This is a genomic window from Methylomarinovum caldicuralii (assembly GCF_033126985.1).
In the GTDB taxonomy this organism is placed as follows: Bacteria; Pseudomonadota; Gammaproteobacteria; order Methylococcales; family Methylothermaceae; genus Methylohalobius; species Methylohalobius caldicuralii.
In genome coordinates, this window is sequence record NZ_AP024714.1 from 1,950,759 (window position 1) to 1,972,626 (window position 21,868).

Below are 21,868 nucleotides of genomic sequence, written 5' to 3' on the forward strand. Positions count from 1 at the left end.
ATTTGAAACTTGAGGATAGAGGGCACTCAGAGACTCAGGATGAATTTCTAGGAGTGCCAAATGAAACACCATCACATAATCCGCTGGCTGACCGCGTTGCTTTTGTTGATGCAGACGCCGGTACGGGCCATCACAATTGATGGCGATCTGAACGACTGGATCGCCACCCCCCAGGGCAAAGCCGGCGACTGGCAGCCGCTACGCAATACGACCTCGTCCACTATCGAGGATCAAAACACGAATTACCTGAACCCGGGCTATGGCGGCCAGAATTACGATGCCGAAGCCATCTATGTGGAACTCGACAGTGGCACGCTGTACGTCGCCATCGTGACCGGGTTGGGCCCGTATTCCAGTAAATGGCCCGCCGGCGACATCGCCATCGATTTCGGTGACGACGACAGCTTCGAATACGGCATCGTGGTCCTGGGAGATATGAGCAATCCCCGCGGCGGGCTGGGCTCAGCCGGCGAGATATATCAGGTCACCGAATGGAATTACGGGCTCTGGACCGCCCCTGACAACCACGATCCATCCGGCAGCTCATCGTACAAATCCGCGCATCCGGCGACTGTCAAATCGGGGGAACACAAAGGAACTGCCAGAATGGTTTATCAGAAGGCCCTTTACAACGACAACGAGATCACCCAGTTAGGCAAATTCGCTGGCGATCATTATGTGATTGAAACCGCTATCGACGTTTCGGTCTTCGATCCCTCGCTGTGGGGACAGAAATTCAACGTCCACTGGACGATGGCCTGCGCCAACGACTGGATCGAAGTCGATCCGGTTCCGGAACCACCAGTAGCTTTTCTGTTTGGCGCTGGCCTCGGCTTGCTGGGATGGTCCCGGTATCAGGGCAGAAGCCGCGCCCACAGATCGTGATCGCCGGAAGCGGTGATCTCCACCTTCACGAACCGGCCGGGGCGCAGCTCCCGGCCGTCTTCGATTACCACCACCCCGTCGATTTCCGGGGCATCGCCATAGCTTCGGGCGATGGCGCCTTCTTCGCCGACCTTGTCCACCAGCACCGTCTCCACCCGGCCGACCCGTGCGGCCAGCTTTGCAGCGCTGATCTCCGCCTGCAGCGCCATCAGCCGTGCCAGCCGTTCCTCCTTGACCTGCTCCGGCACCGCATCGGGCAGCGCGTTGGCGGCCGCTCCCTCCACCGGGGAATAGGTGAACGCCCCCACCCGGTCGATCCGGGCCTCCCGCAGGAAGTCCAGCAACTGCTCGAACTCGGCCTCGGTTTCCCCCGGGAAACCGACGATGAAGGTGCTGCGCAGCACCAAGTCAGGACACACCCGCCGCCACGCCTCGATCCGCCGCAGCGTGTCCTCGGCATCGGCCGGACGCTTCATCAACTTGAGAATCCGGGAGCTGGCGTGCTGCAGCGGCACGTCCAGATAGGGCAGGATCTTTCCCTCGGCCATCAGGGGGATCACCTCGTCCACATGGGGATAGGGATAGACGTAGTGGAGCCGCACCCACACCCCCAGCTCCCCCAGCCCCCGGGCCAGATCGGTCAGGCGGGTCTGGAAGCGGCGCCCGCGCCAGTCGTCCTCTCGATACTTGAGATCGGCACCGTAGGCGCTGGTGTCCTGGGAGATCACCAGGATCTCCCGCACCCCCGCCGTCACCAGCCGCTCGGCCTCGCGCAGCATCTCGCCCACGGGCCGGCTGGCCAAAGGCCCGCGCAGGGAGGGGATGATGCAGAAGGTGCATTTGTGGTTGCAGCCCTCGGAGATCTTCAGATAGGCGTAGTGGCGCGGCGTCAGCCGGATTCCCTCCGGGGGCACCAGGCTGGTGAAGGGGTCGTGGGCCGGCGGCAGGTGTTTGTGGACCGCCGCCATCACCCCCTGGTAGTCGTGGGCACCGGTCACCTCCAGCACGCCGGGAAAGCGTTCCCGGATCCTGTCGGCCCGCTCCCCCAGACAGCCGGTGACGATCACCCGGCCGTGCTCGTCCAGGGCCTCGCCGATGGCCTCCAGGGATTCGGCCACCGCCTCCTCGATGAAACCGCAGGTGTTGACCACCACCAGGTCGGCTTGGTCGTAAGTGGGGGAAATCTCGTACCCTTCCGCCCGCAGGCGGGTGAGGATGCGCTCGCTGTCCACCAGCGCCTTGGGGCAGCCGAGGCTGACGAAGCCGATGCGGGAAGAAGGGGATGTTGCAGGCATGACCGAAGATCCAAATCAACGAGCCGGTTATTATATCGCAGTCCCCGTGAGCCTGATTTTCCGCTGGCTTTCATGCACCCAAGGAGGAAGACCCGGACACTCAGGATCCGTCCCCGGCCACGAGGAGCGGGCAGGCTTGCCTGCCTGCGGCTCGGTTCGCCCCGGTCGCCCGGGCTCAAGAGCCTTGCCGTGTCGAATGTCACCATCGTCAAACCCTTCTTCCCGTCCGGCCCGCCTCGGGACCAGAGCCTGCGGCTGTTCAAAATCGCTCATGGCGGGACTTCCACCCGCAGGGGCGCACCCATGCCGGGCGCACCACCCAAAAAAACGCCCGCCGGAGGGCGGGCGCTGTCGGTTCGTGTAAAGAAAATTTTACACTTGAGCCTTGCGGCGGCCGAAGCCCAGTCCGGCAAGACCCAGGCCGAACAGGGCCAGGGTGGCGGGTTCGGGGACGGTTGGTTGACCGATCGGCGGCTGTTGCTGAATCTCGGCCACCTTGAGGTCCACGAAAGCCTTCGTGAACGAGTCAGCGGTCACCCCGCCGGCCCGGAGCTTTTGCAAATCCCAGGCGGCCCCGCCCGTATTCCAGGCGAGCTTTACATAGTCATCAAAGGTTGTTCTAGCACAGAAGCCTGACTTGCTACCGTTCCCTTCCTTGGTGAATCCGCCATTGCCGTCGGCAATATAGGCGTTGCGCTTGGAATCCACCCCCAAGGCGGCCCCGGAAGGTCCGGCAAAATTGCAGTTGACCACGGCGTTCAGAAGGGAGTTGGCCCCGGTCAGCTGGTTCTGGATGCCGGCGAAGCTCAAAGTGTTATCGGTGTTGTCGCGGTCCTCGTCGGTGATGAGGATGACGTTCAGGGCTGCGTTGGCCCGCGGGGTGTAGTTGTCGAAGAAAAAGTCGATCCCGGCCCAGCCGTCTTCGGTGGCGCCATCTGTGACAAGCGGGGTATCAAGATTGGTGAAGCCAGAAGCCGCAAACCAGTCGTCGCTGCCGGACGTGTGCTTGTGAGGCTCCTGCACCAATCCGCCAGGTTGATCATGGCTGCTGCTCCCGAAGCCCACCAAAGCGTAGCGGTTGGGGTCGGCACCGGCCCCGACTCCGGCACTCTTCAGAGCGCTTTCCAGAGCCGAGACCATGTCTGGAATCCAGGCATGTTCACCACCCATACTGCCGGATTCGTCGACGATCAGTACTACATCGGCGGCGACAGGCACCGCCTCCGCCCCACCCCATGCCAGGGTCAGGGCAAGACTCGAGATGGCTACTGGCACGCGCCTTGGGCGCGGGGCATTTGCCTGCGGGACGGATGTAAAAAATTCTGACAAACTCAGGGAACCGCCGGCACCTGAAGCCGCACCGCCTCCGGCGCCAGGCACTGCCGGTCATCGCAGGCCTGCAGCCGCAGCTTCAGCGGCAACGGGCCCTGCCCGAGATTAGCCCGGAAACGCAGCTCGACCCGGCCCTGATACAGCGACAGCGGCCGGCGGCTGTCAAGCATTTCGACACCCCAGGGCGGAGGATAGGCGATCGGCCCCAGGCGCCAGCCGCAGGCGGGTGAGTCCAGGGTCAGGCGGGTGGGGATGCGGTCTTCGCCCGGTTCCGGGCCGTTGAGGTGCCAGCCGTCGGCGATCCTGAGCCAGACCACGCCTTTCCCTCTCTGTAAAAAGCCGCTGACACGGACATGGCCGCGGGCGGCCCACTGCACCGGGCCGGTTTCGCCCTGTTCGAACTCGCGCAGGGCCAGCAGCAGCCAGGCGAACCCCGTGGGACTGCGGCGAACTGAAAGCCCGAGGGCGGCGGCCAGCCGGCGCAGGCGGGTTCGGTATTCCAGCCGGGGGGCGCGGCGCTGGAGGCGGGCCAGCACCCGGGCGGCGGCGGCGTTGCCGGAGGGCTGGGCGCTGTCGTAGAGGTCCTTGGGCCGCACCATCAGCGGCTCTTCCCCGCCGCGGTTCATGAAGAAGCCGCCCTGCGCTCCGTCCCAGAACTCGGCCAGCATGGTGGCGGCAAGCTCCCGGGCGCGGTCGAGCCAGAGCGGATTGGCGCTCATGTCGTAGAGGGCCAGCAGGCCCTCGGCGAGGAAGGCGTAGTCCTCCTGCAGGCCGTCGCCCCCGGCGCGGCCGTGCAGGGAGGCGCGCAGCAGCCGGCCGCCGCGGCGGTGGTGCTTCCACAGGAAATCGGCGGCGCGGCGGGCGGCGAGCAGGTATTCGGGTTCGTGGAGCAGGCGGGCGGCCTCGGCCAGGGCGGCGATCATCATGCCGTTCCAGGCGGTGACGAGCTTGTCGTCGCGCAGGGGCGGCACCCGCCGTTGCCGCACCCGGTACAGCCGCTGGAGGACATGGTCGAGCCGGGTCAGCAGTTCGTCTTCGGTCATTCCCCTGGCCCGGGCGATTTCTGCCAGGGGCCGGGGCAGGTGAAGCACGTTCTTGCCCTCGAAATTGCCGGCTTCGGTGATGCCGAAGACTTCGATGGCCAGCTCGGCATCGGCCGGCGGCAGGGCGGCGCGGATTTCGGCTGGGGTCCAGAGGAAGAACTTGCCCTCCTCCCCTTCGCTGTCGGCGTCGGTGGCCGAATAGAAGCCGCCGCCGGGGGCAGTCAGCTCCCGCAGGACGTAGTCGAAGGTTAGGCGGGCGGTGCGTTCGAAAAAGCGGTCGCCGGTGATCGCGGCGGCGTGGGTGTAGATGCGGCCGAGCTGGGCCTGGTTGTAGAGCATCTTCTCGAAGTGGGGCACCTGCCAGGCGGCATCGGTGCTGTAACGGTGAAAGCCGCCGCCGACCTGGTCGCAGAGGCCGCCGCGGGCCATGGCGCCGAGGGTCTTGCGCACCACTTCCAGCACCTTGGGATCGTCACTGCGCCACAGTTCGTCGATGAGCAGGGCCAGCCACGGCTCGTTGGGAAACTTGGGGGCATCGCCAAAACCCCCGTGGCGGGGATCGAAGCGGGCGACGATTTCGTCGATGGCGCGATGAACCAGGGATGCGTCGATCTCCGCCTGCCCCTCCGGCTGCTGCAGCCGCGCCACTTCCTCGGCGACGCTGCCGGCCTGGGCCTCGATCTCCCGACGCCGGGATTTCCAGGCCTCGGCGACGCGCAGCAACAACGTTTTGAATTGCCCCGGCGGGAAATAGGTGCCGCCGAAGAACAGCCTGCCGTCCGGGGTCAGGAAGGCCGACAGGGGCCAGCCGCCGTGGCCGGTGAGCAGCTGGACCGCGCTCATGTAGGCGGCGTCCACGTCGGGACGCTGCTCCCGGTCCACCTTGACCGGCACGAAACGGCGGTTGAGGATGGCGGCGATTTCCGGGTCCTCGAAGCTCTGTTCCTCCATCACGTGGCACCAGTGGCAGGTGGCGTAGCCGATGGAGAGAAAGACCGGCTTGTCCTCCCTTTTGGCCTTTGCGAAGGCTTCCGGCCCCCAGGGATACCAATCCACCGGGTTATGGGCGTGCTGGAGCAGGTAGGGGGAGTCTTCGAGGATCAGGCGGTTGGTGTATCGGGGGCTGCCGTCGGGGTTCAGGTGGCGGGTGCGGGGACGGTAACCGGGCCCTTTGGCCTGGAGGGCCGCCTGCAGTTTTCGCTGTAGTTCGGCCGGGTAGGTGATGCCCTCGGCGTGGGGAAGGGACATGGCACTGGCCTCGAAGGTGAGGAAAAGAGCGGTTCTACGCCAGGGCCGATAATGCCACCACAATCACAACAAAAAAGAAACAATTGCGGGAACAAATCCATATTTATGCAGTCTATGGAAACGAGTGTTCATCACTTACCTCCTTCTTAGGGTCCTCCTCATGGGTATTGCTCCCATGCCTTGGCCCGCCCTTCCCGGCGGGCCTTTTTTTGTCTAGCCCTCGTCCCCGAGGCGCAGCCGGCCCATGCCGACGGCGGCGTCGATGACCCGCTCGGCCAGGCGCGAGAACGGCAGGCTCTGAATCCACACGCTGCCGGTGCCCGAAAGCGTGGCCAGAAACATCCCTTCGCCGCCGAAGAACATGCTCCTGAGCCCGCCGGCCAGGCCGATGCCGTAGTCGATCCCCGGCCCGAAGGCCACCAGGCAGCCGGTGTCGATGCGGATCGTCCCCCCCGCCAGATCCTTCTTCACCACCTTGCCGCCGGCATGGAGGAAGGCCATGCCGTCCCCCTCCAGGCGCTCGAGGATGAAGCCCTCGCCGCCGAAGAAGCCGGTGCCCAGGCGCTTCTGGAACACCACGTCGATCTTCGTCCCCTTGGCGGCGGCGAGGAAGGCGTCCTTCTGGCAGGTGACCTCCCCGCCCAATTGGGCCAGATCGACGGGAATGATGGAGCCGGGATAGGGGGCGGCGAAGGCGACGGTACGCGGGCGCTGCCCCTCGTTGGTGAAATGGGTCAAAAACAGCGACTCGCCGGTGAGCATGCGCTTTCCCAGGGACCACAGCTTGCCCATAACCCCGGCCTCGGAGCCGTCCCCGAGGCGGGTTTCGAAGGCGATGTCCTCCTCCATGTAGAGCATCATCCCCGCCTCGGCCACCACGGTCTCGCCGGGATCGAGGACGATCTCCACCAGCTGCAGGTCCTCACCGACGATGCGGTAATCGACTTCGTGGCTTTGCATGGTCTTTTCACCTTCGCAACAACAGATTCCCCAGCACCCGCTCGTACACTTCGGTCAGGGCGTCGAGATCGGCCACCGCCACGTGCTCGTTGACCTGGTGGATGGTGGCGTTGACCGGCCCCAGCTCCAGCACCTGGGCGCCGGTGGGGGCGATGAAGCGGCCGTCGGAGGTGCCGCCGGCGGTGGACAGTTCGGCCTCGTGGCCCAGCACCTCCCTGAGAGCCTGCTGTACCGCGCCGATGATCTCGTCGCCGGCAGTCAGGAAGGGATTGCCCGACAGGCGCCAGTCCAGTTCGTAGTCGAGGCCATAGTGGTCGAGGATCTCGGTCACCCGGCGCTGGATCTCCCCGGCGCTCAGCTCGGTGGAGAAGCGGAAGTTGAACTGGACGTCAAGATGGCCGGGGATGACGTTCTCGGCCCCGGTGCCGGCTTCGATATTGGCGATCTGGAAGGTGGTGAGGGGAAAGTGGTCGTTGCCCTCGTCCCAGACCTCGTTGACCAAGTGGTTCAGGGCCGGGGCGAACTGGTGGATGGGGTTTCTGGCCTTGTGGGGATAGGCCACGTGCCCCTGGACGCCGAAGACCCGCAGCATGCCGGTGAGGGAGCCGCGGCGCCCGATCTTGACCATATCCCCCAGCTTCGCCTCGCTGGAGGGCTCCCCCACCAGGCACCAGTCGATGGTTTCGTCGCGGGCCTGGAGCACCTCCACCACCTTCACCACCCCGTTGACGGCGATCCCCTCCTCGTCGGAGGTCAGCAGCACGGCGATGGAACCGGCGTGATCCGGGTGCTTCTCCACGAAGCGGCGACAGGCGACGGTGAAGGCCGCCACCGCCCCCTTCATGTCGGCGGCGCCGCGGCCGTACAGTTTGCCCTCGTGGACGTGGGGCTCGAAGGGCGGGAAGGTCCAGTCAGCAAGATCGCCGGGGGGCACCACGTCAGTGTGGCCGAGGAACACCAACAGGGGCCGGGTGCTGCCGCGGCGCAGCCACAGGTTGCGGGTGTCGCCGAAGTCGAGGAATTCCGCCTCGAATCCCGAAGGCTCAAGCTTCTCCACGACCAGCTCCATGCAGCCGGCGTCCTCCGGCGTCAGCGACGGGCGGGCGATCAGGGCCTTGGCTAGCTCCAGGGTTTCGCTCACGGTCAGTCCCTAAGCAGCTCGTTGATCCCCACCTTGCTACGGGTGCGCTCGTCCACCTGCTTGATGATGACCGCGCAGTAGAGGCTGTGGCTGCCGTCCTTGGCCGGCAGGCTGCCGGGCACCACCACTGAGCCGGCGGGCACGCGGCCATAGCTGATCTCGCCGGTCTGGCGGTTGTAGATCTTGGTGGACTGGCCGATGTAGACCCCCATGGAGATCACCGCACCTTCCTCGACGATCACCCCCTCGACGATTTCCGAGCGGGCGCCGATGAAGCAGTTGTCCTCGATGATGGTGGGATTGGCCTGCAGCGGTTCCAGCACCCCGCCGATGCCGACCCCGCCGGACAGATGCACGTTCTTGCCGATCTGGGCGCAGGAACCCACCGTGGCCCAGGTGTCCACCATGGTGCCGGAATCCACGTAAGCGCCGATGTTGACGTAGGACGGCATCAGCACCGCCCCCGGCGCCACGTAGGCCCCGCGGCGGACATTGGCGAAGGGCACCACCCGCACCCCGTCGCGGCGGAAGTCCTCGGGGCGGTAGCCGGCGTATTTCAGCTCCACCTTGTCGTAGAAGTTGGTCGGCGCCCCGTCCATCATGCGGTTGTCGTTGAGGCGGAACGACAGCAACACCGCCTTCTTGAGCCACTGGTTCACCACCCACTGGCCGTCCTTTTTCTCCGCTACCCGCGCCTGGCCGGAATCAAGCAGGCACAATGCCTGCTCCACCGCCTCGCGGATTTCCGCCGGGGCGCTTTGGGGGCTCAATTCGGTCCGCTTTTCGAAGGCGTCCTCGATGACACGCGCCAGTTCACTCATTGCGATTTCCCTGCCATGGTTGTCGATGGAAACGGCAAAGCATACCCGCCATGCGCCAGCGGATTCAAGCACAGCTCATTGGACTGGGGATTCTGGCTGCCGTGCTGGGCGGATGCGCAAACCATCCGCCCTAGCCCGCTGCTTCGGCAACACATCTGGGGGCGAGGATCGCCGCCACCGCACTGCGGTATCAGGGCGTGCCTTACCGTTACGGCGGCAACGACCCCAGCGGCTTCGATTGCAGCGGCCTGGTCCAGTTCACCCACCGCCGCTTCGGCCTGGGCGTTCCCCGCACCGCCAGGCAACAATGGCGCCACGCCTGCAAGATACCGGCCGAGGCGCTAAAGCCGGGCGACCTGCTGTTCTTCCGCCCCGCGCGCAAAGGCTGGCACGTGGGCATCTACGTAGGCGACGGCCATTTCGTCCACGCCCCTTCCGAGGGCAAGCGCATCCAACGCACCCGGCTCAACCGCTACTGGTGGCGGCATTTCATCGGGGCCGGGCGGTACTGGTGAGCTTCAGGCCCAGTACTTGCGCAGCCGCTTGAACCTTTCCAGTGCCGCCTTGACCTTGGCGGCGGTTTCCGGATCCTGAAGTTCGTTGTTGCGGTAGATGCGGTCGAGCAGGCCCTCCTTGACCAGGGCCTCCTTGATCCAGCGCTTGGCGAAGCGGTAGTTGGTGGGCACGGCGGCCAGTTCGCCGGTTTCCGGATTTTTGAACTGCTTGACCTGGGCGACTTCCTCGTCGCTGGGTTCGGGTTCGGCTGTGGCAGGCGCGGTTTCGGCGGCCGCCTCCGGCGCTTCAGGCTGGACCGGGGGCTGCGGCGGTGTCGGGGCAGTGGCTTCAGGTCCTTCCTCGTGGGGACAGCCCTTGACGGCCACGCTGATGAAAATGTACAGCGTGTAGACTACGAACAACACGGTCAAAGCGACTAACAGTTCGAACATGCATTTTCCTCCCCTCGTATCGTTATTCTAACTAAGCGGCGCGGACCAGAATTTCCCCTCTCCCCACCGAGGCCAGGTCCCCGCCGTAGCGGCGCACCCGGTTGAAGGCGTTAGCCGGATCGGCAAAGCGGCTGTCGAGGTGGCGCAGGCCGGCGAACCACAGCGGCAGGAATCCCAGGGTGTGGGTGCCGCAGTCACCATAGGTGGGAGGGACGGCTGCCGGCTGACGCCACAACAGCAGGGTGCCGCGGCGCAGGCCGTAACCGGGATTTTCCCCTACCTGTCCCATCACCGCGATGGTGCCGGCGATCAGGCGCGAACCGCAGTAAGCGCCGGCGTTCCCTTCCACCAAAATGATCCCGCGGCGCAACTGATCGCCGCAGCGGTCGCCGGCATCCCCCTTCACCAGCACGATGCCGCCGCGCATGCCGCGTTTGTCCCCGGGCAGGGCGGCGCCGAGGAAATCTCCGGCGTTGCCGTCGATCTGCCCCAGGCCGCCGCGCAGCTCGCAGGCGGCGAAAAGATCGACATCGCCCTTGACATGCAGCCGGCCCGAACGCATCCCCATGCCGGCATAGGCGCCCGCATTCCCTTCCACGGTGATGTCGAGATCGCGGGCATCGCGGCCGATGTAGTCGAGCTTGCGGCAGTCGCCGCGCAGCACCAGGCGGGCGGTGTCCTCCCCTTCCAGCGTGAACAGCTCGTCCACACGCCAGCGGCGTTTTCCAGCCCAGAGCCTGAGGGCGGCGATTTCCGCCGGGGTCAGTTCCCGGGCTGCCGACAACGGGCTCATATCCACCCGCTGGCGGGGTTCTTCCTTCAGGGTCAAAGTCAGCGCGCTCATGTCATGATCTCCCGCAGGTGAAAGTGGAAGGGCCCCAGTTTGCCGCCGTAGTTGCCGGCGCTGATGCGGCGGATGCCGGCCCCGGCCCCCAGCTGGCACACCGCCTCGATGCCGGCGCGCATGGCCCTGTCGATGTCTTCCTTGGTCAGACCGTCGATGACGATCTCCATCACCGATTCGATCTCCGGCGACAGCTGGGTTTTCGTCACCCCTTTCAGGGTCGGGCAGAAGGCGTCGTTGGTGGAGGCGTTGAGGGCTTTGTACTTGGATCCCACCTTGGAACCGGAGCGCACCACCCCGCCGGGAAACGGCATGATGACGTTGGGGATCTCTTTCATCGCCGCCACCGCCGCCTCACACGCCGCCAGGGCCTGGGGCTGGGATTCGGCCAGGATCAGGAAATTGCCGCCGCCGACCGCATCCACCATGCCAGTGGTCTCCTCGGCCAAAAATTCGCCGTCCATCACCGGGATGCGCCAGTAGCGTTTGCCGCCGATCTTCTTCGACATCTGGAAGCCGTCACCGAAGAAGCGCAGGTTCTTGCCCAGGGGAATCGGCTTGCCCCCCTCGATGCCGGCGAACAGGGCCGAGGTGGGCGAGGTCAGCACGCACTGGCCGGCGCGGGTTTCCAGCTGCTTGGCCAGCCCCTTGCCGCCCATGGCGAAGATCAGCACCGCCACCCCGGGGCGGCCGTCCGGCGTCTCCTCCGGGCTCAGCTCGCGCTCGATGCCGGCCTCGCAGCCGCAGGCGATCACCGAGGTGGCGAAACCCGTCATGGCGCGGGCGCTGTGGTAGGCCCACTCCAGGTTCTGGGCGGTGATGATGGCGCGGGTGGCCTTCATGGGGAAGGCTTCGGCGAAGGTGTCGTCGATGTGGATGCCGTTGATGACCATCAGCCCTGCCCTCCGCACGGATGCACGGTGACGCTGCCACGGCCGTCCTCGGCGATCTCCTCGTCACGGAGGATGAAGTTGTCCAGTTTCATGGTCATGTAGCGGTCGAAGTAATCGGCCAGTTGCTTTTCGATGCCGGCATCGTAGTCCGGCTTGACGGTGTGGGTGGTGCCCCAGGTGACGCCGACCACCCGGCCGTCCTTCACCACCAGCTCGCCGTTCTTGAACACGTAGGCCGGCCTGGAGAACATGGCCTCCACGTCCTCGTTGGGGGTATAGACGGTGATGTCGGCCGCCGCCCCCGCCCCCAGATGGCCGCGGTCGTCCAGGCCCACCAGCCTGGCGGCCCCGGCGCGGGTCATGATGGCGATTTCGTAGAGGCTGTATTCGCGCTCGATGGAGGCCAGGGTGGTCATCTTCTGCGCCTCCGGGTGCAGGCGCGAGAGCTGCGCGTTGCGGAAGGTCCGGTCCATGAGCAGGCGGATCAGGTGCGGGTAGCTGGTGAACGGCGCCCCGTTGGGGTGGTCGGTGGTGAGAAACACCCGCCACGGGTCGTCCACCAGCAGGAAGATCTCCAGACCGATGGCCCACTGCAGGGCGTTGACGAAGTTCTGGTCCCGGTACTTGAACGGCACCACCCCGCAGCCGGCGTCGCACTCGATGTCCATGCATACCCACTTCTTCGGATGGGCGTGACCGGCGTTGGCATGCTGGTGCATGTTGTCGCCGGAGGCGGTGACCGTCTGCCCGAACAGGACCTGGCCCACGTCCACGGTGATGTTGGGATTGGCGTTGACCGCCTCGGCGATCCGCGCCGCCCCGGAGGAGAACTTGAAATCCCCCTCGGTGCCGTAGCTGTGGAACTGGATGTGGGTCAGGTGCATGGGCAGGCCCTCGATGCCGGAAATGGTCTTGAGGCTGGTTTCCACGTTGCCCGGCACCCCCAGGTTGCAGCCGTGGACGTGGAGCGGATGGGGCACGCCCAGTTCATGCACTGCGGTGGCCAGGGTTTTGAGCACCTGGCGCGGGGTGACGCCGTAGTAGGCGTGTTGCTCGTCCAGGTCCAGGGCCCGCTGGTTGAACTTGAAGGCACTGATACCGCCGGGGTTGACCACCTTGATACCGATGCACTGGGTGGCGTTCAGGGTCCAGGCGACGTAATCGTTGATGATCTGCTGATCGGCGCCGTCGCGCAGCAGCCGCAGCAGGAAATCGTCGCTGCCGAGCATGGCGTAGCCGCCCTTGTCGAGGATGGGAATGTCGCCCATCTCCATGTGGGCCTGGCGGGCGTTGACCGGAAGCACTGCCGGTTCGAAGGCGGCGGTAAAGCCCATCTCGGCGTAACGATAGCCGGTGGTCAGGGTGCTGGGGGCGGCATGGCCGCAACCGGAACGCAGCCGCTCGGTATGGTACTGGGGATCGGCGCGGTGGTCCTCCGGCAGCATCGTACGGGCGATGTTGACCTTGCCGCCGCCGATGTGGGTGTGCATGTCGATGGCGCCGGCCATGACGATCTTGCCGGACAGGTCGTATTCCCGATCGACCCGTGCTCCCGGCGGCGGCTCGACGATGCGGCCGTCCTGGACGTAGAGGTCGCGCACCTGGCCGTCGATGCCGTGGGCCGGATCGTAAACGGTGCCTCCCTTGAGTTCGATCAGCATATCGGCTCCCTGTTCGTTGGGTTGAAGATCATTGCCCGGCTCCCGCGTATTGCGCCACCATCTCCACCAGCACCGCGAACACCGCCAGCATGAAGACCACCGCCAGGGCCACCAACTCCAGCAGCACCTTGGGAATGCCCAGCTCCAGATAGGCTTCGGTGGGATTTTTGGGATTGTAAAGCACGGTGACCTGCTTGCCTTCCTGATAGCGCTTCAGGATCTCGCGGTGGAAGGCTTCGCGGTTGGTGTAGATGTAATCGGGGTGGATGCGGTGGCCGTGATAGGTACGCCCGCCGCCCTGGTATTCGTAACTGACGTGGACGCCGAACAGCCTGGCGCCGGTGCGGGGATGTTCGTCAGCATCCAGCCGGGTGGCGACGATCCGCCCCGAGGCCTTGCGCCAGGTGGCCGAGCGCAGCACGTAGTGGCGGATCACGTAGATCGCCAGAGCGACGGCGATGCCGACGACCAGAACGGCGGCGATCAGGGTGGCGAGCAATTGGGTCGTCATCACCGCAGCCGGGCCTCGATGGCCTGCAGCACCTCGGCGGCGCTGGGCAGTTCCGTCTCCCGCAGGCGGTACAGCCGCACCGCCACCACGTTGTCGGTGCGGTAGGTGTGGCCGGCGTGGTCGATGCCGGGGCAACCCACCGGAATGAACACCTCCGGCTCCCGATCCAGGGTCATGCCGCAGCGGCCGACGACCACCTGGGGAATGTCGGCTGCCGGCGGCGTCTGGGTGGCGTCGAAGGCCGCCAGCCACAGCAGGGCGTCGGCCTCACCGCCCGCCAGCAGCCGGCCGGCGGCGTTGAGCCAAGGATCGTAGTTGGGCGCCCCGCGGCGGAAATCCACCCGCAGCGGGAAGCCTGTCTGCCAGCCGCACACCTGGGTGACGGTCTGATCCCCATTCTTGCCGCCCAGAGGCAGACCGCTGCAGCGGGTGGTGCGGTTGATTTCCTTGACCAGCTCGCACAGGTTCTGCACCGTCAGCTCGGCGTGATCCCAGGCCAACGCCCCGGCGGCCCAGACCACCACCCCGTAGCGGGCTGCCTTGAGCGCCTCGGCCAAATTCCGCAGCTCGGCGACATTGATGCCGCCGACGCTTTCGGCCGTCACCGGGGCGTCCTTGGCCAGGGCCCGCAAGGCCGCCACCACTTGGGGCAGGTCGCTGTCTTCACAGGCCAGTACCCGGGGCGGCGTTCCATCCGGCGCAGTGGCGCTGGTTCCCGAAGGCGCCCTGCCCAGGAATGTCACTTGGCGCTCACCGGCGGCAACGAACATGCCGTCCTGCCATACGTGGCGTTCGAAGAAGCGGGGAAAGGCGGCATCGATGTCGCAGCCGACCACCACGATCAAGTCGGCGCGGTTCTTCACTTCCGCCAGGGTGCAGGTCATCCAGCCGGAATCCTGCAGCACCAGCAGGTTGCGGAGGCTGGCCTCGGCGTTGACGGTATCGACCACCGCCCCCAGCCGGTCGGCCAGGGACAGGGCGGCGCGGACACCGTTGACGTCGGCGGCCATGCCGGCAAACAGCGGCGCCTCGGCCCTGCCCAGAATCCCCGCCGCCTCGGCGACGGCGGTTTCCAGATCCACCGGTTTTCCCCGAACCCGGGGGCGGGTATCCCCCAACGGCTGCTCGAAACCGGCCCGGGTGACGGCATCGCCGTTTTCCACCACCTCGACCCGGCCGTCGTCCCCGACCCGGAGGGTCAGGTCATCGGCGGCGATTCCACAGAAGGGACTGGGCACCTCCGTCCACAATCCCGGCTCGATCCTCTTAGCCATCGGCGCTCCCTGTACTGTTGGGTATTCGCCGCATTATAGCAACTGAACCTGCGGGGGGAAGGCCGGATCACCATTCCCGCAGGGCAATCGCATGAACGCTACGTCCATCCAAGCAACTGAGCCCGATAATGGTCACTGGAGGCGGCCAGGAGCCGTCTTGCCTTGATACCCCCGCGGCGTTTGGTGGAGTCGAGGCGAAAGAGATTGAGCACCATCTGTTTGAGCAGCGCCAGGTTATGAGCCGCATGTCGGGTTCGAAGGCGCATCTGATCATCGTTGAATACGACATCCATACACCAGTGAAGCGGGTTCTCCACCGCCCAATGCTGGCGCACCGCCGAGTCAAGCCGTTCGGCATCGGCCGGCAGGCTGCTGATGTAGAAACGCCGTTCCCGGGTGGTTTTGCCGGCGACGGTGCGTTCGGACTCGACCACGGCAAAGCAGGCCAGATCCGGCCAGCGCTGGGGCCGGTCCAGGCCGTCGAGCTGGTCGAACACATAGCAGCGGCGCACTTCCAGGCGACCATGCGCCTTGTCGACCGTCTCGCATTGCTGATGCGGGGTTTTGTCCGGCGCGTCCTGAAAGGCCTGGAAGAAATCCCGGATCGATTCGGCCAGACCTTTCTGGTTGTCCTTGACCGCCAGTACATAGTCGGCCCCCCGGTCACGGATGGCCTTGGCAATCTTGGGATCGGTCCCCATGGCATCGAGGGTCACCACGCATCCTTTCAAGGCCAGGGTCTCCAGCAGGGCGGGAATGGCCGTCTTCTCGTTGGATTTGTCGGCCACCGCCTCTTGACCGACCACCAACCGGTACTGAGCCGCAAAGGCACTGACCCGATGCAGGGGATCCTGCCCCTTGGACCGGCTACGCCGACTGGTCTTGCCGTCGATGGCGATCACCTGACCTTCCAATGCCGGAACCACGCTCACCGCCCAGCGCTGGAAGGCCGATCCGAACGCTTCCGGATCGATCATCGCCAAAATCCTCCCCAGGGTGTCGTGGGACGGAATCCCATGCGGCAAGGGCACGTATCGACGCAGCCAATCCAGCTTCTCTTTGCCCCAAAGTTCAATCTCCACCAACGTATCGGTACCGCAGATCACCGCGCACACCACAACCACCAGCACTTCCACCAGATCGTAGGTTACCTTCGATGATTGTCGCTGGTCCGGAATCGATACGAACACCTCGCTCAGCGCCAGGGGCTTTTCCAACATCTGTGCCTCCCACAAAGCGCCGGCTGCTCTTTTTCCAACCACGAGGTGGTGAGCAGCACCAGGAATCCGAGGACACCGAAGAGAAATATCTGAGCCAAATCCACTGGCAGCCGCACCTGCAAACCGTTAAAATTTGCCCATCCGCCCCGATAGCTCAGCTGGATAGAGCGTCCCCCTCCTAAGGGGAAGGCCCCAGGTTCGAATCCTGGTCGGGGCGCCATCGTTCAATCGCTTTATTTCCTTTGTATCCGCCAGCCTAGGCGACACAGGCACCGATTCTGCCACTCCACCCGCTTTCCCCACCACCATGTCCCGCATCATCCGCATGTGTGCGCCCATGCTGGGCGCACACGAAAAAGGCCGGTGCTGGGCCGGCCCTTTCAATCGACATTTGTTTTAAGTTGGTGGGCCCTGTAGGATTCGAACCTACGACCAATGGATTATGAGTCCACCGCATTAGCGGTTGATGCAGTTAGACGTGGTTCGCTTGCCATTGATTTTTCAGCGGTTTACCATTGCCGGAAATTGACGAAAATCGCTGGAAATGGACACCGAACATAGCACCGGCATAGCACCGCCCGACAAATGGACCCTCACCAAGCGGCTGCTAGAATCCATAGCACCGCCTAGCACCGGTCGCCGGTTCGTCTATGACGCCAAGGTGCCCGGCCTGCGGGTGCAGGTGACCGCCGCCGGCACCAAGTCCTTCCAGTTATACCGCTGGTACCAGGGCAAGCCCGTCAAGGTGACGCTGGGCCGCTTCCCAGTCATGACCGTTGAGCAGGCCCGCCAGGCCGCAAGGAAGCTGCTGGGCGAAATGGCCGAAGGCAAGAATCCGCAGACCGAGAAACGCCGCCGCCAGGCCGAGGCCGTCACCCTGGCCCAGACGGTGGACGACTATCTGTCCATCCGCGACCTGAAGCCCAGTACTGTGGCCGACGTGCGCAAGATGATGGCCTGGGGGCTGGCCGACTGGCAGGACAAGCGCCTGACCGCCATCCGTCAGGACATGGTGGAGCGCCGCTATCAGGCCCTGTGCGAGAAGTCGCCAGCCTGCGCCAACCGGACCATGCGCTACCTGCGGGCGGTGCTGAACTTCGCCATGGCCCGCTACAGCGCCCCCGACGGATCGCCGATCCTGCCGGCCAATCCCGTCCAGCGCCTGACCCTCACCCGCGCCTGGAAGCGAGTGGACCGCCGCCGCACCCTGATCAAGCCGCATGAGCTGCCCGCCTGGTGGCAGGCCCTGGAGCAGATCAACCCGCTGCACGCCGACTTCTTCCGCCTGGTGCTGCTCACCGGCTTGCGAAAGTCCGAGGCCCTGGAGCTGACCTGGGCCGACATTGACTTGAGGGGCCGCCTGCTCACCGTCACCGACACCAAGGCCAGACGACCGCACGCCCTGCCGCTGACCGACTACCTGGCCGGGATGCTAGAACGGCGCCGCTGCCTGGCGGTGGCCGATCACGTCTTCGCCGACCACCGCGGCCGGGTGGTTTCCAATTTCCGCTATTCCCAGGCCAAGGTGGAGGCCGTCAGCAGCGTGAAGTTCTGCATCCATGACCTGCGCCGAACCTTCATCACCATCGCCGAAAGCCTGGACATTCCGGCCTACGCCCTCAAGCGCCTGCTCAACCACGCCACCGGCAGTGACGTGACCGCTGGCTACATCGTCATCGACACCGAGCGACTGCGGGGGCCCATGCAGCAGGTGACCGACTACGTGCTGAAGGCGGTGGGAGAGAAGGAAAGCGCCGCCGTCATGCCATTGCGACAGAAGGAGGCTTGACCATGTGCCGACAAGAGACCGCCGAACGCATCCGGGAGATGGCCCAGGAGCTGCCGGAGGAAGACGCCATCGAGGTGCTGAAGTTCATCGAATACCTGCGATTCCGTCGCCTGGCCGGAGAAGACGAGACCAGCTATCTGTTGAAGGAGCCAGCCAACCGCCGCCGCCTGCTGGAGGCAGTGGAGAAAATCCGCAAGGGACGCGACATCGAGGCCAAGGAGCTGCTGCCGGATGATTAGCTTCGAGCGCCAGGCCTGGGAGGATTACCTGTACTGGCAGAAACACGACAAGGCCAAACTCAGGCGCATCAACCAGCTGATCCGGGACATCCAGCGCGATCCATTCACCGGCCTTGGCAAACCCGAACCGCTCAAGCATGAACTGGCCGGCTTCTGGTCCCGCCGGATCTACCACGAGCACCGCCTGGTTTACACCGTCCAGGGCAATCACGTCATCATTGCCCAATGCCGGTACCACTATGACTGAGTGACCGAGTTCCGCCGCGCCTAGGCTGATCACCGAAAGCCGGGGATCCCTTGCCCGGTTGGCGCGGCGATCCTTTGAGGGAATGCCTGGAGGGAGGCGATGAAGATTCCCGATTGGGTGCCGAAGGAAGGCGTCGACTATCTGGCTGAATACCACAAATCAATGACAGCGCTTGCAGATTCTCATCCGATTGATGAGGAGGTGCTCAGGCAAAAAATCCAAGTATTGGAAAGACTGGCCATTTCTGAGGAGATACGAACCGATGCCGTTGAACCGCTGAAACAGATGGGATTCACCCGGTGGCGGGATTTCTATGGTGTTGGGTCCCGTGTGATCATACCCCCAAAAGGAGCTATCCTTTGTTCCGTGCCTGGGATGTTCTGAGCGAGCTGATGGCAGAGGCTCAGGCCGGAAAGAAGGTGCAAGTTTGACGGAGAAGGAGGAAGCCATGGTCATCCGTCTTCACAAGAAAGCCCGCACCACCCCTGAGATCCGCCGGGAGATCCAGAACTCCGATCTGCCGGCCACGGTCCTGGCCAGGAAATACGGCGTTCATCGTCATACCATCCGCAAGTGGCGCCAGCGCGATTCGGTCGAGGACGCCTCGCACCGGCCCCATCGCATCCATGCCACCCTGACCCCGCAGCAGGAAGCGATCGTGGTCTGTCTGCGCGAAACCCTGCTGCTGCCCCTGGACGACCTGCTGGCGGTCGTTCACCGCTTCATCCATCCCAAGATGTCCCGCTCGGCTCTGGACCGGCTGCTGCGCCGCCATGGGGTCTCCAATCTCAAGGAACTGATCGCTGCCAAGGAAGGGGAGAACGCCCCCGCCAAGGCCAAAAAGAAAGGCTTCAAGGACTACGAGCCCGGGTTTGTCCACATCGACATCAAGTACCTGCCCAAGATGCCCGATGAGACTCGGGGCCGTTACCTCTTCGTCGCCATCGACCGCGCCAGTCGCCGGGTCTACCTGGAAATCCATCCCACCAAGGAAGCCCAGGTCGCCGCCGCCTTCCTCGACCGCCTGATCGCCAAGGCTCCCTTAAAAATCACCAAGGTCCTGACCGACAACGGCAAAGACAAATCCGCCGGGAGCGGATTTGGACCGCGCAGCGGGCCCCGAAGGGGCGAACCCCAGGGATGGGGTGAGCAATTCACTGACCGCTTCTGGGCCACCGGGGAACGCGAACCGACCGGCCGTCACCTTTTCGACCCGGCCTGCCAACGCCATGGCATCGAGCACCGCCTCATCCCACCCAAACACCCGCAGACCAATGGGATGGTAGAACGTTTCAACGGTCGGATCGCCGAGATCCTCAAAACCACCCGCTTCCGCAGCAGCCAGGATCTGGAACGGACCTTGATGCAGTATGCCAGTGTCTACAACCATCAGATCCCCCAGAAGGCCCTGGGACACATATCACCAGTACAGGCCCTCAAAGACTGGCAGAAGAAGCGGCCGGAGCTCTTCAAAAAACGTGTATACAATCTCACGGGGCTTGACACCCAGTAAAAAAGCCCGGCCAGAGCGATCCGGTAGGGCTTTGATTTTGTTGGTGGGCCCTGTAGGACTCGAACCTACGACCAAGGGATTATGAGTCCCCTGCTCTAACCAACTGAGCTAAGGGCCCATGCGGAATCATTCCTCGAGGAAGCTGCGCAGCGTCTCCGAGCGGGAGGGATGGCGCAATTTACGCAGGGCCTTGGCCTCTATCTGGCGGATGCGCTCGCGGGTGACGTCGAACTGTTTGCCTACCTCCTCCAGAGTGTGGTCGGTGTTCATGTCGATACCGAAACGCATGCGCAGCACCTTGGCTTCGCGCGCGGTCAGGCTCGACAATACACTCTGCATCGCTTCCCGCAGCCCCTCGATGGTGGCCGCCTCCACGGGCGAGAGTACCTTGGAGTCCTCGATGAAATCCCCCAGGTGCGAATCTTCGTCGTCGCCGATGGGGGTTTCCATGGAAATCGGCTCCTTGGCGATCTTGAGCACCTTGCGGACCTTGTCCTCGGGCATCTCCATGCGCTCGGCCAGTTCTTCCGGGGTCGGCTCGCGGCCCATTTCCTGGAGCATCTGGCGCGAGACCCGGTTGAGCTTGTTGATCGTCTCGATCATGTGCACCGGAATGCGAATGGTGCGGGCCTGATCGGCGATCGAGCGGGTGATGGCCTGCCGGATCCACCAGGTGGCATAGGTCGAGAACTTGTAGCCGCGGCGGTACTCGAACTTGTCCACCGCTTTCATTAAACCAATGTTGCCCTCCTGGATCAAATCCAGGAACTGGAGGCCGCGGTTGGTGTATTTCTTGGCGATGGAAATCACCAGGCGCAGATTGGCCTCGATCATCTCTTTCTTGGCACGGCGCGCCTTGGCCTCGCCGATGGAAACCCGGCGGTTGATGTCCTTGATCTGGCCGATGCGGAGGAAGTGCGCCTTCTCGATCGCCGCCAGCTTGCCCTGGGCCCGGCGAATCTCGTCGGCGTGTTCCTTCAAACGGGCCACGTAAGGTGCGTCTCCCTCGAGAAGCTCGTCCAGCCACGCGGGATCGGCCTCACGGCCGACGAAGGTGTCGATGAATTCCTTGCGCGGCATCCCCGCCTGCCTGACGCACAGGTCGAGAATGGACTTCTCGTGGGTCCGGATTTCCTCGACCACTTTGGCGAGAATCTCGGACATCTCCTTGAAGAACTGCGGCGTGCGGCGGAATTCCATGAATACCTCCGCCAACTCGTCGTAGGCCTTTTGGGTGCGCTTGTCCTCGTAGCCGTACTGCCTGAGGTACCTACGCACCTTGGCGTAACGTTTCTTGAGCTGGGTCAGCTTGTCCCTGACCTCGTCGAGATCAGGACCGGTATTTTCCTCCACAGAAGCATCACCGTCGTCGCTTGATGCGGCGGCCGCCAGATCTTCCTCATCCGGTTCGCTGAGATCGATGAAATCAGAAATCAGATCGGTGACCTTGCCGTCGCCCTTGAGGACGTTTTCAAAGGATTCGATGAAGTATTCCATCACGGCGGGAAAGCGCGACAGCGCTTCTGCCACCTGATTCTGGCCCTCCTCGATGCGCTTGGCGATCTCCAGCTCGCCTTCGCGGGTGAGCAGCTCCACTGTCCCCATCTCGCGCATGTACATGCGCACGGGATCCGTGGTGCGACCGATGTCATCGTTGTTGGAAACCAGGGCAGCAACGACCTCCTCGACTTCCTCCTCGTCGTCCACGGCGGCTTCCGACAACATCTGGGCATCGTCCGGAGCCTCCTCGAGCACGTCGATCCCCATGTCGTTAATCATGGCGATGATGTGCTCGACCTGTTCCGGGTCAACGATATCGCTGGGCAGGTGGTCGTTGACCTCCGCATAGGTGAGATACCCCTGCGCCTTGCCTTTGGCGATGAGTTCTTTGATCCGGGACTGTTGCTGCTCTCGATTCATATATTCTTCAACCTTGATCGATGGGTCGTCTCGACGAAGAAAACATTACATTATATCTTGTCCTACGCAAAGATTCACAACGATT

At 64.1% G+C, this 21,868-nt stretch carries 21 protein-coding genes and 2 tRNA genes; 8 read left to right on the plus strand and 15 right to left on the minus strand.

What is annotated here, in order from left to right; all coding sequences use genetic code 11:
* Nucleotides 1–60 precede the first annotated feature (60 nt).
* On the plus strand, nt 61–885 hold the full coding sequence (locus MCIT9_RS09920; protein WP_317704726.1) for a hypothetical protein: 825 nt from the start codon (nt 61–63) through the stop codon (nt 883–885).
* Here the strand turns inward: MCIT9_RS09920 and rimO are convergent.
* The 6 genes from rimO to dapD all read right to left on the minus strand — a co-directional run bounded on the left by rimO (nt 855) and on the right by dapD (nt 8,725).
* Nucleotides 855–2,180 (minus strand): 30S ribosomal protein S12 methylthiotransferase RimO, encoded by a 1,326-nt coding sequence (gene rimO, locus MCIT9_RS09925; protein WP_317704727.1) that lies wholly within the window; start codon nt 2,178–2,180, stop codon nt 855–857. The two genes, MCIT9_RS09920 and rimO, sit on opposite strands and share 31 nt — an antisense overlap.
* A 372-nt stretch (nt 2,181–2,552) precedes the next feature.
* Nucleotides 2,553–3,398 carry a vWA domain-containing protein gene (locus tag MCIT9_RS09930; RefSeq protein ID WP_317704728.1) on the minus strand — a complete coding sequence of 282 codons (846 nt, stop codon included), beginning with the start codon at nt 3,396–3,398 and terminating at the stop codon, nt 2,553–2,555.
* A 113-nt stretch (nt 3,399–3,511) separates the two neighbouring features.
* Nucleotides 3,512–5,803 carry a DUF255 domain-containing protein gene (locus MCIT9_RS09935; protein ID WP_317704729.1) on the minus strand — a complete coding sequence of 764 codons (2,292 nt, stop codon included), beginning with the start codon at nt 5,801–5,803 and terminating at the stop codon, nt 3,512–3,514.
* A 213-nt stretch (nt 5,804–6,016) separates the two neighbouring features.
* Nucleotides 6,017–6,763 carry a TIGR00266 family protein gene (locus MCIT9_RS09940; protein WP_317704730.1) on the minus strand — a complete coding sequence of 249 codons (747 nt, stop codon included), beginning with the start codon at nt 6,761–6,763 and terminating at the stop codon, nt 6,017–6,019.
* Nucleotides 6,764–6,770: 7 nt separating this feature from the next.
* On the minus strand, nt 6,771–7,904 hold the full coding sequence (gene dapE / locus MCIT9_RS09945; RefSeq protein ID WP_317704731.1) for a succinyl-diaminopimelate desuccinylase: 1,134 nt from the start codon (nt 7,902–7,904) through the stop codon (nt 6,771–6,773).
* A 2-nt stretch (nt 7,905–7,906) separates the two neighbouring features.
* Nucleotides 7,907–8,725 carry a 2,3,4,5-tetrahydropyridine-2,6-dicarboxylate N-succinyltransferase gene (dapD, locus tag MCIT9_RS09950; RefSeq protein WP_317704732.1) on the minus strand — a complete coding sequence of 273 codons (819 nt, stop codon included), beginning with the start codon at nt 8,723–8,725 and terminating at the stop codon, nt 7,907–7,909.
* A 197-nt stretch (nt 8,726–8,922) separates the two neighbouring features.
* On the opposite strand from dapD, the gene MCIT9_RS09955 reads away from it, so the two are divergent.
* Nucleotides 8,923–9,240, plus strand: coding sequence for a C40 family peptidase (locus MCIT9_RS09955; protein WP_317704733.1), 318 nt, complete (start codon nt 8,923–8,925; stop codon nt 9,238–9,240).
* 3 nt (nt 9,241–9,243) lie between these two features.
* Here MCIT9_RS09955 and MCIT9_RS09960 read toward each other — a convergent pair whose 3' ends face one another.
* From MCIT9_RS09960 to MCIT9_RS09990, 7 genes are all read right to left on the minus strand, one after another.
* Nucleotides 9,244–9,672, minus strand: coding sequence for a hypothetical protein (locus MCIT9_RS09960; protein ID WP_317704734.1), 429 nt, complete (start codon nt 9,670–9,672; stop codon nt 9,244–9,246).
* 31 nt (nt 9,673–9,703) lie between these two features.
* On the minus strand, nt 9,704–10,516 hold the full coding sequence (locus MCIT9_RS09965) for a formylmethanofuran dehydrogenase subunit C (RefSeq protein ID WP_317704735.1): 813 nt from the start codon (nt 10,514–10,516) through the stop codon (nt 9,704–9,706).
* Complete coding sequence (fhcD, locus tag MCIT9_RS09970) at nt 10,513–11,409, minus strand: formylmethanofuran--tetrahydromethanopterin N-formyltransferase (protein WP_317704736.1); 897 nt, start codon at nt 11,407–11,409, stop codon at nt 10,513–10,515. Before fhcD ends, MCIT9_RS09965 begins: the two co-directional genes overlap by 4 nt.
* Entirely contained in the window at nt 11,409–13,070 is a 1,662-nt protein-coding gene (locus tag MCIT9_RS09975; protein ID WP_317704737.1) for a formylmethanofuran dehydrogenase subunit A, read from the minus strand. The genes fhcD and MCIT9_RS09975 overlap by 1 nt, the downstream gene beginning before the upstream one ends.
* Before the next feature lie 28 nt (nt 13,071–13,098).
* A complete protein-coding gene (locus tag MCIT9_RS09980; RefSeq protein ID WP_317704738.1) occupies nt 13,099–13,581 on the minus strand; it encodes a DUF3592 domain-containing protein in 483 nt (160 codons plus the stop codon).
* Nucleotides 13,581–14,855: a formylmethanofuran dehydrogenase subunit B gene (locus MCIT9_RS09985; RefSeq protein WP_317704739.1), complete on the minus strand. Its 1,275-nt coding sequence runs from the start codon at nt 14,853–14,855 to the stop codon at nt 13,581–13,583. The genes MCIT9_RS09980 and MCIT9_RS09985 overlap by 1 nt, the downstream gene beginning before the upstream one ends.
* 98 nt (nt 14,856–14,953) lie before the next feature.
* A complete protein-coding gene (locus MCIT9_RS09990; protein WP_317704740.1) occupies nt 14,954–16,075 on the minus strand; it encodes an ISAs1 family transposase in 1,122 nt (373 codons plus the stop codon).
* 143 nt (nt 16,076–16,218) lie between these two features.
* Here MCIT9_RS09990 and MCIT9_RS09995 point away from each other — a divergent pair.
* The 6 genes from MCIT9_RS09995 (at nt 16,219) to MCIT9_RS10020 (ending at nt 19,863) form a co-directional block, all read left to right on the plus strand.
* A tRNA-Arg gene (locus MCIT9_RS09995) sits at nt 16,219–16,295 on the plus strand.
* Between the two features lie 324 nt (nt 16,296–16,619).
* Nucleotides 16,620–17,864 (plus strand): tyrosine-type recombinase/integrase, encoded by a 1,245-nt coding sequence (locus MCIT9_RS10000; RefSeq protein ID WP_317704741.1) that lies wholly within the window; start codon nt 16,620–16,622, stop codon nt 17,862–17,864.
* 2 nt (nt 17,865–17,866) lie between these two features.
* Nucleotides 17,867–18,103: a type II toxin-antitoxin system Phd/YefM family antitoxin gene (locus MCIT9_RS10005; RefSeq protein WP_317704742.1), complete on the plus strand. Its 237-nt coding sequence runs from the start codon at nt 17,867–17,869 to the stop codon at nt 18,101–18,103.
* Nucleotides 18,096–18,350, plus strand: a complete 255-nt coding sequence (locus MCIT9_RS10010; protein WP_317704743.1) for a Txe/YoeB family addiction module toxin — start codon at nt 18,096–18,098, stop codon at nt 18,348–18,350. The genes MCIT9_RS10005 and MCIT9_RS10010 overlap by 8 nt, the downstream gene beginning before the upstream one ends.
* Before the next feature lie 99 nt (nt 18,351–18,449).
* Complete coding sequence (locus MCIT9_RS10015; RefSeq protein WP_317704744.1) at nt 18,450–18,734, plus strand: hypothetical protein; 285 nt, start codon at nt 18,450–18,452, stop codon at nt 18,732–18,734.
* 64 nt (nt 18,735–18,798) lie between these two features.
* The gene (locus tag MCIT9_RS10020; protein WP_317704745.1) at nt 18,799–19,863 is read left to right on the plus strand and encodes an integrase core domain-containing protein; all 1,065 of its coding nucleotides are present in this window, start codon (nt 18,799–18,801) and stop codon (nt 19,861–19,863) included.
* 41 nt (nt 19,864–19,904) lie between these two features.
* Here the strand turns inward: MCIT9_RS10020 and MCIT9_RS10025 are convergent.
* Together MCIT9_RS10025 and rpoD are read right to left on the minus strand one after the other, a co-directional pair.
* A tRNA-Ile gene (locus tag MCIT9_RS10025) sits at nt 19,905–19,981 on the minus strand.
* An 8-nt stretch (nt 19,982–19,989) separates the two neighbouring features.
* Entirely contained in the window at nt 19,990–21,783 is a 1,794-nt protein-coding gene (gene rpoD, locus MCIT9_RS10030; RefSeq protein WP_317704746.1) for an RNA polymerase sigma factor RpoD, read from the minus strand.
* Between the last annotated feature and the right edge of the window lie 85 nt (nt 21,784–21,868).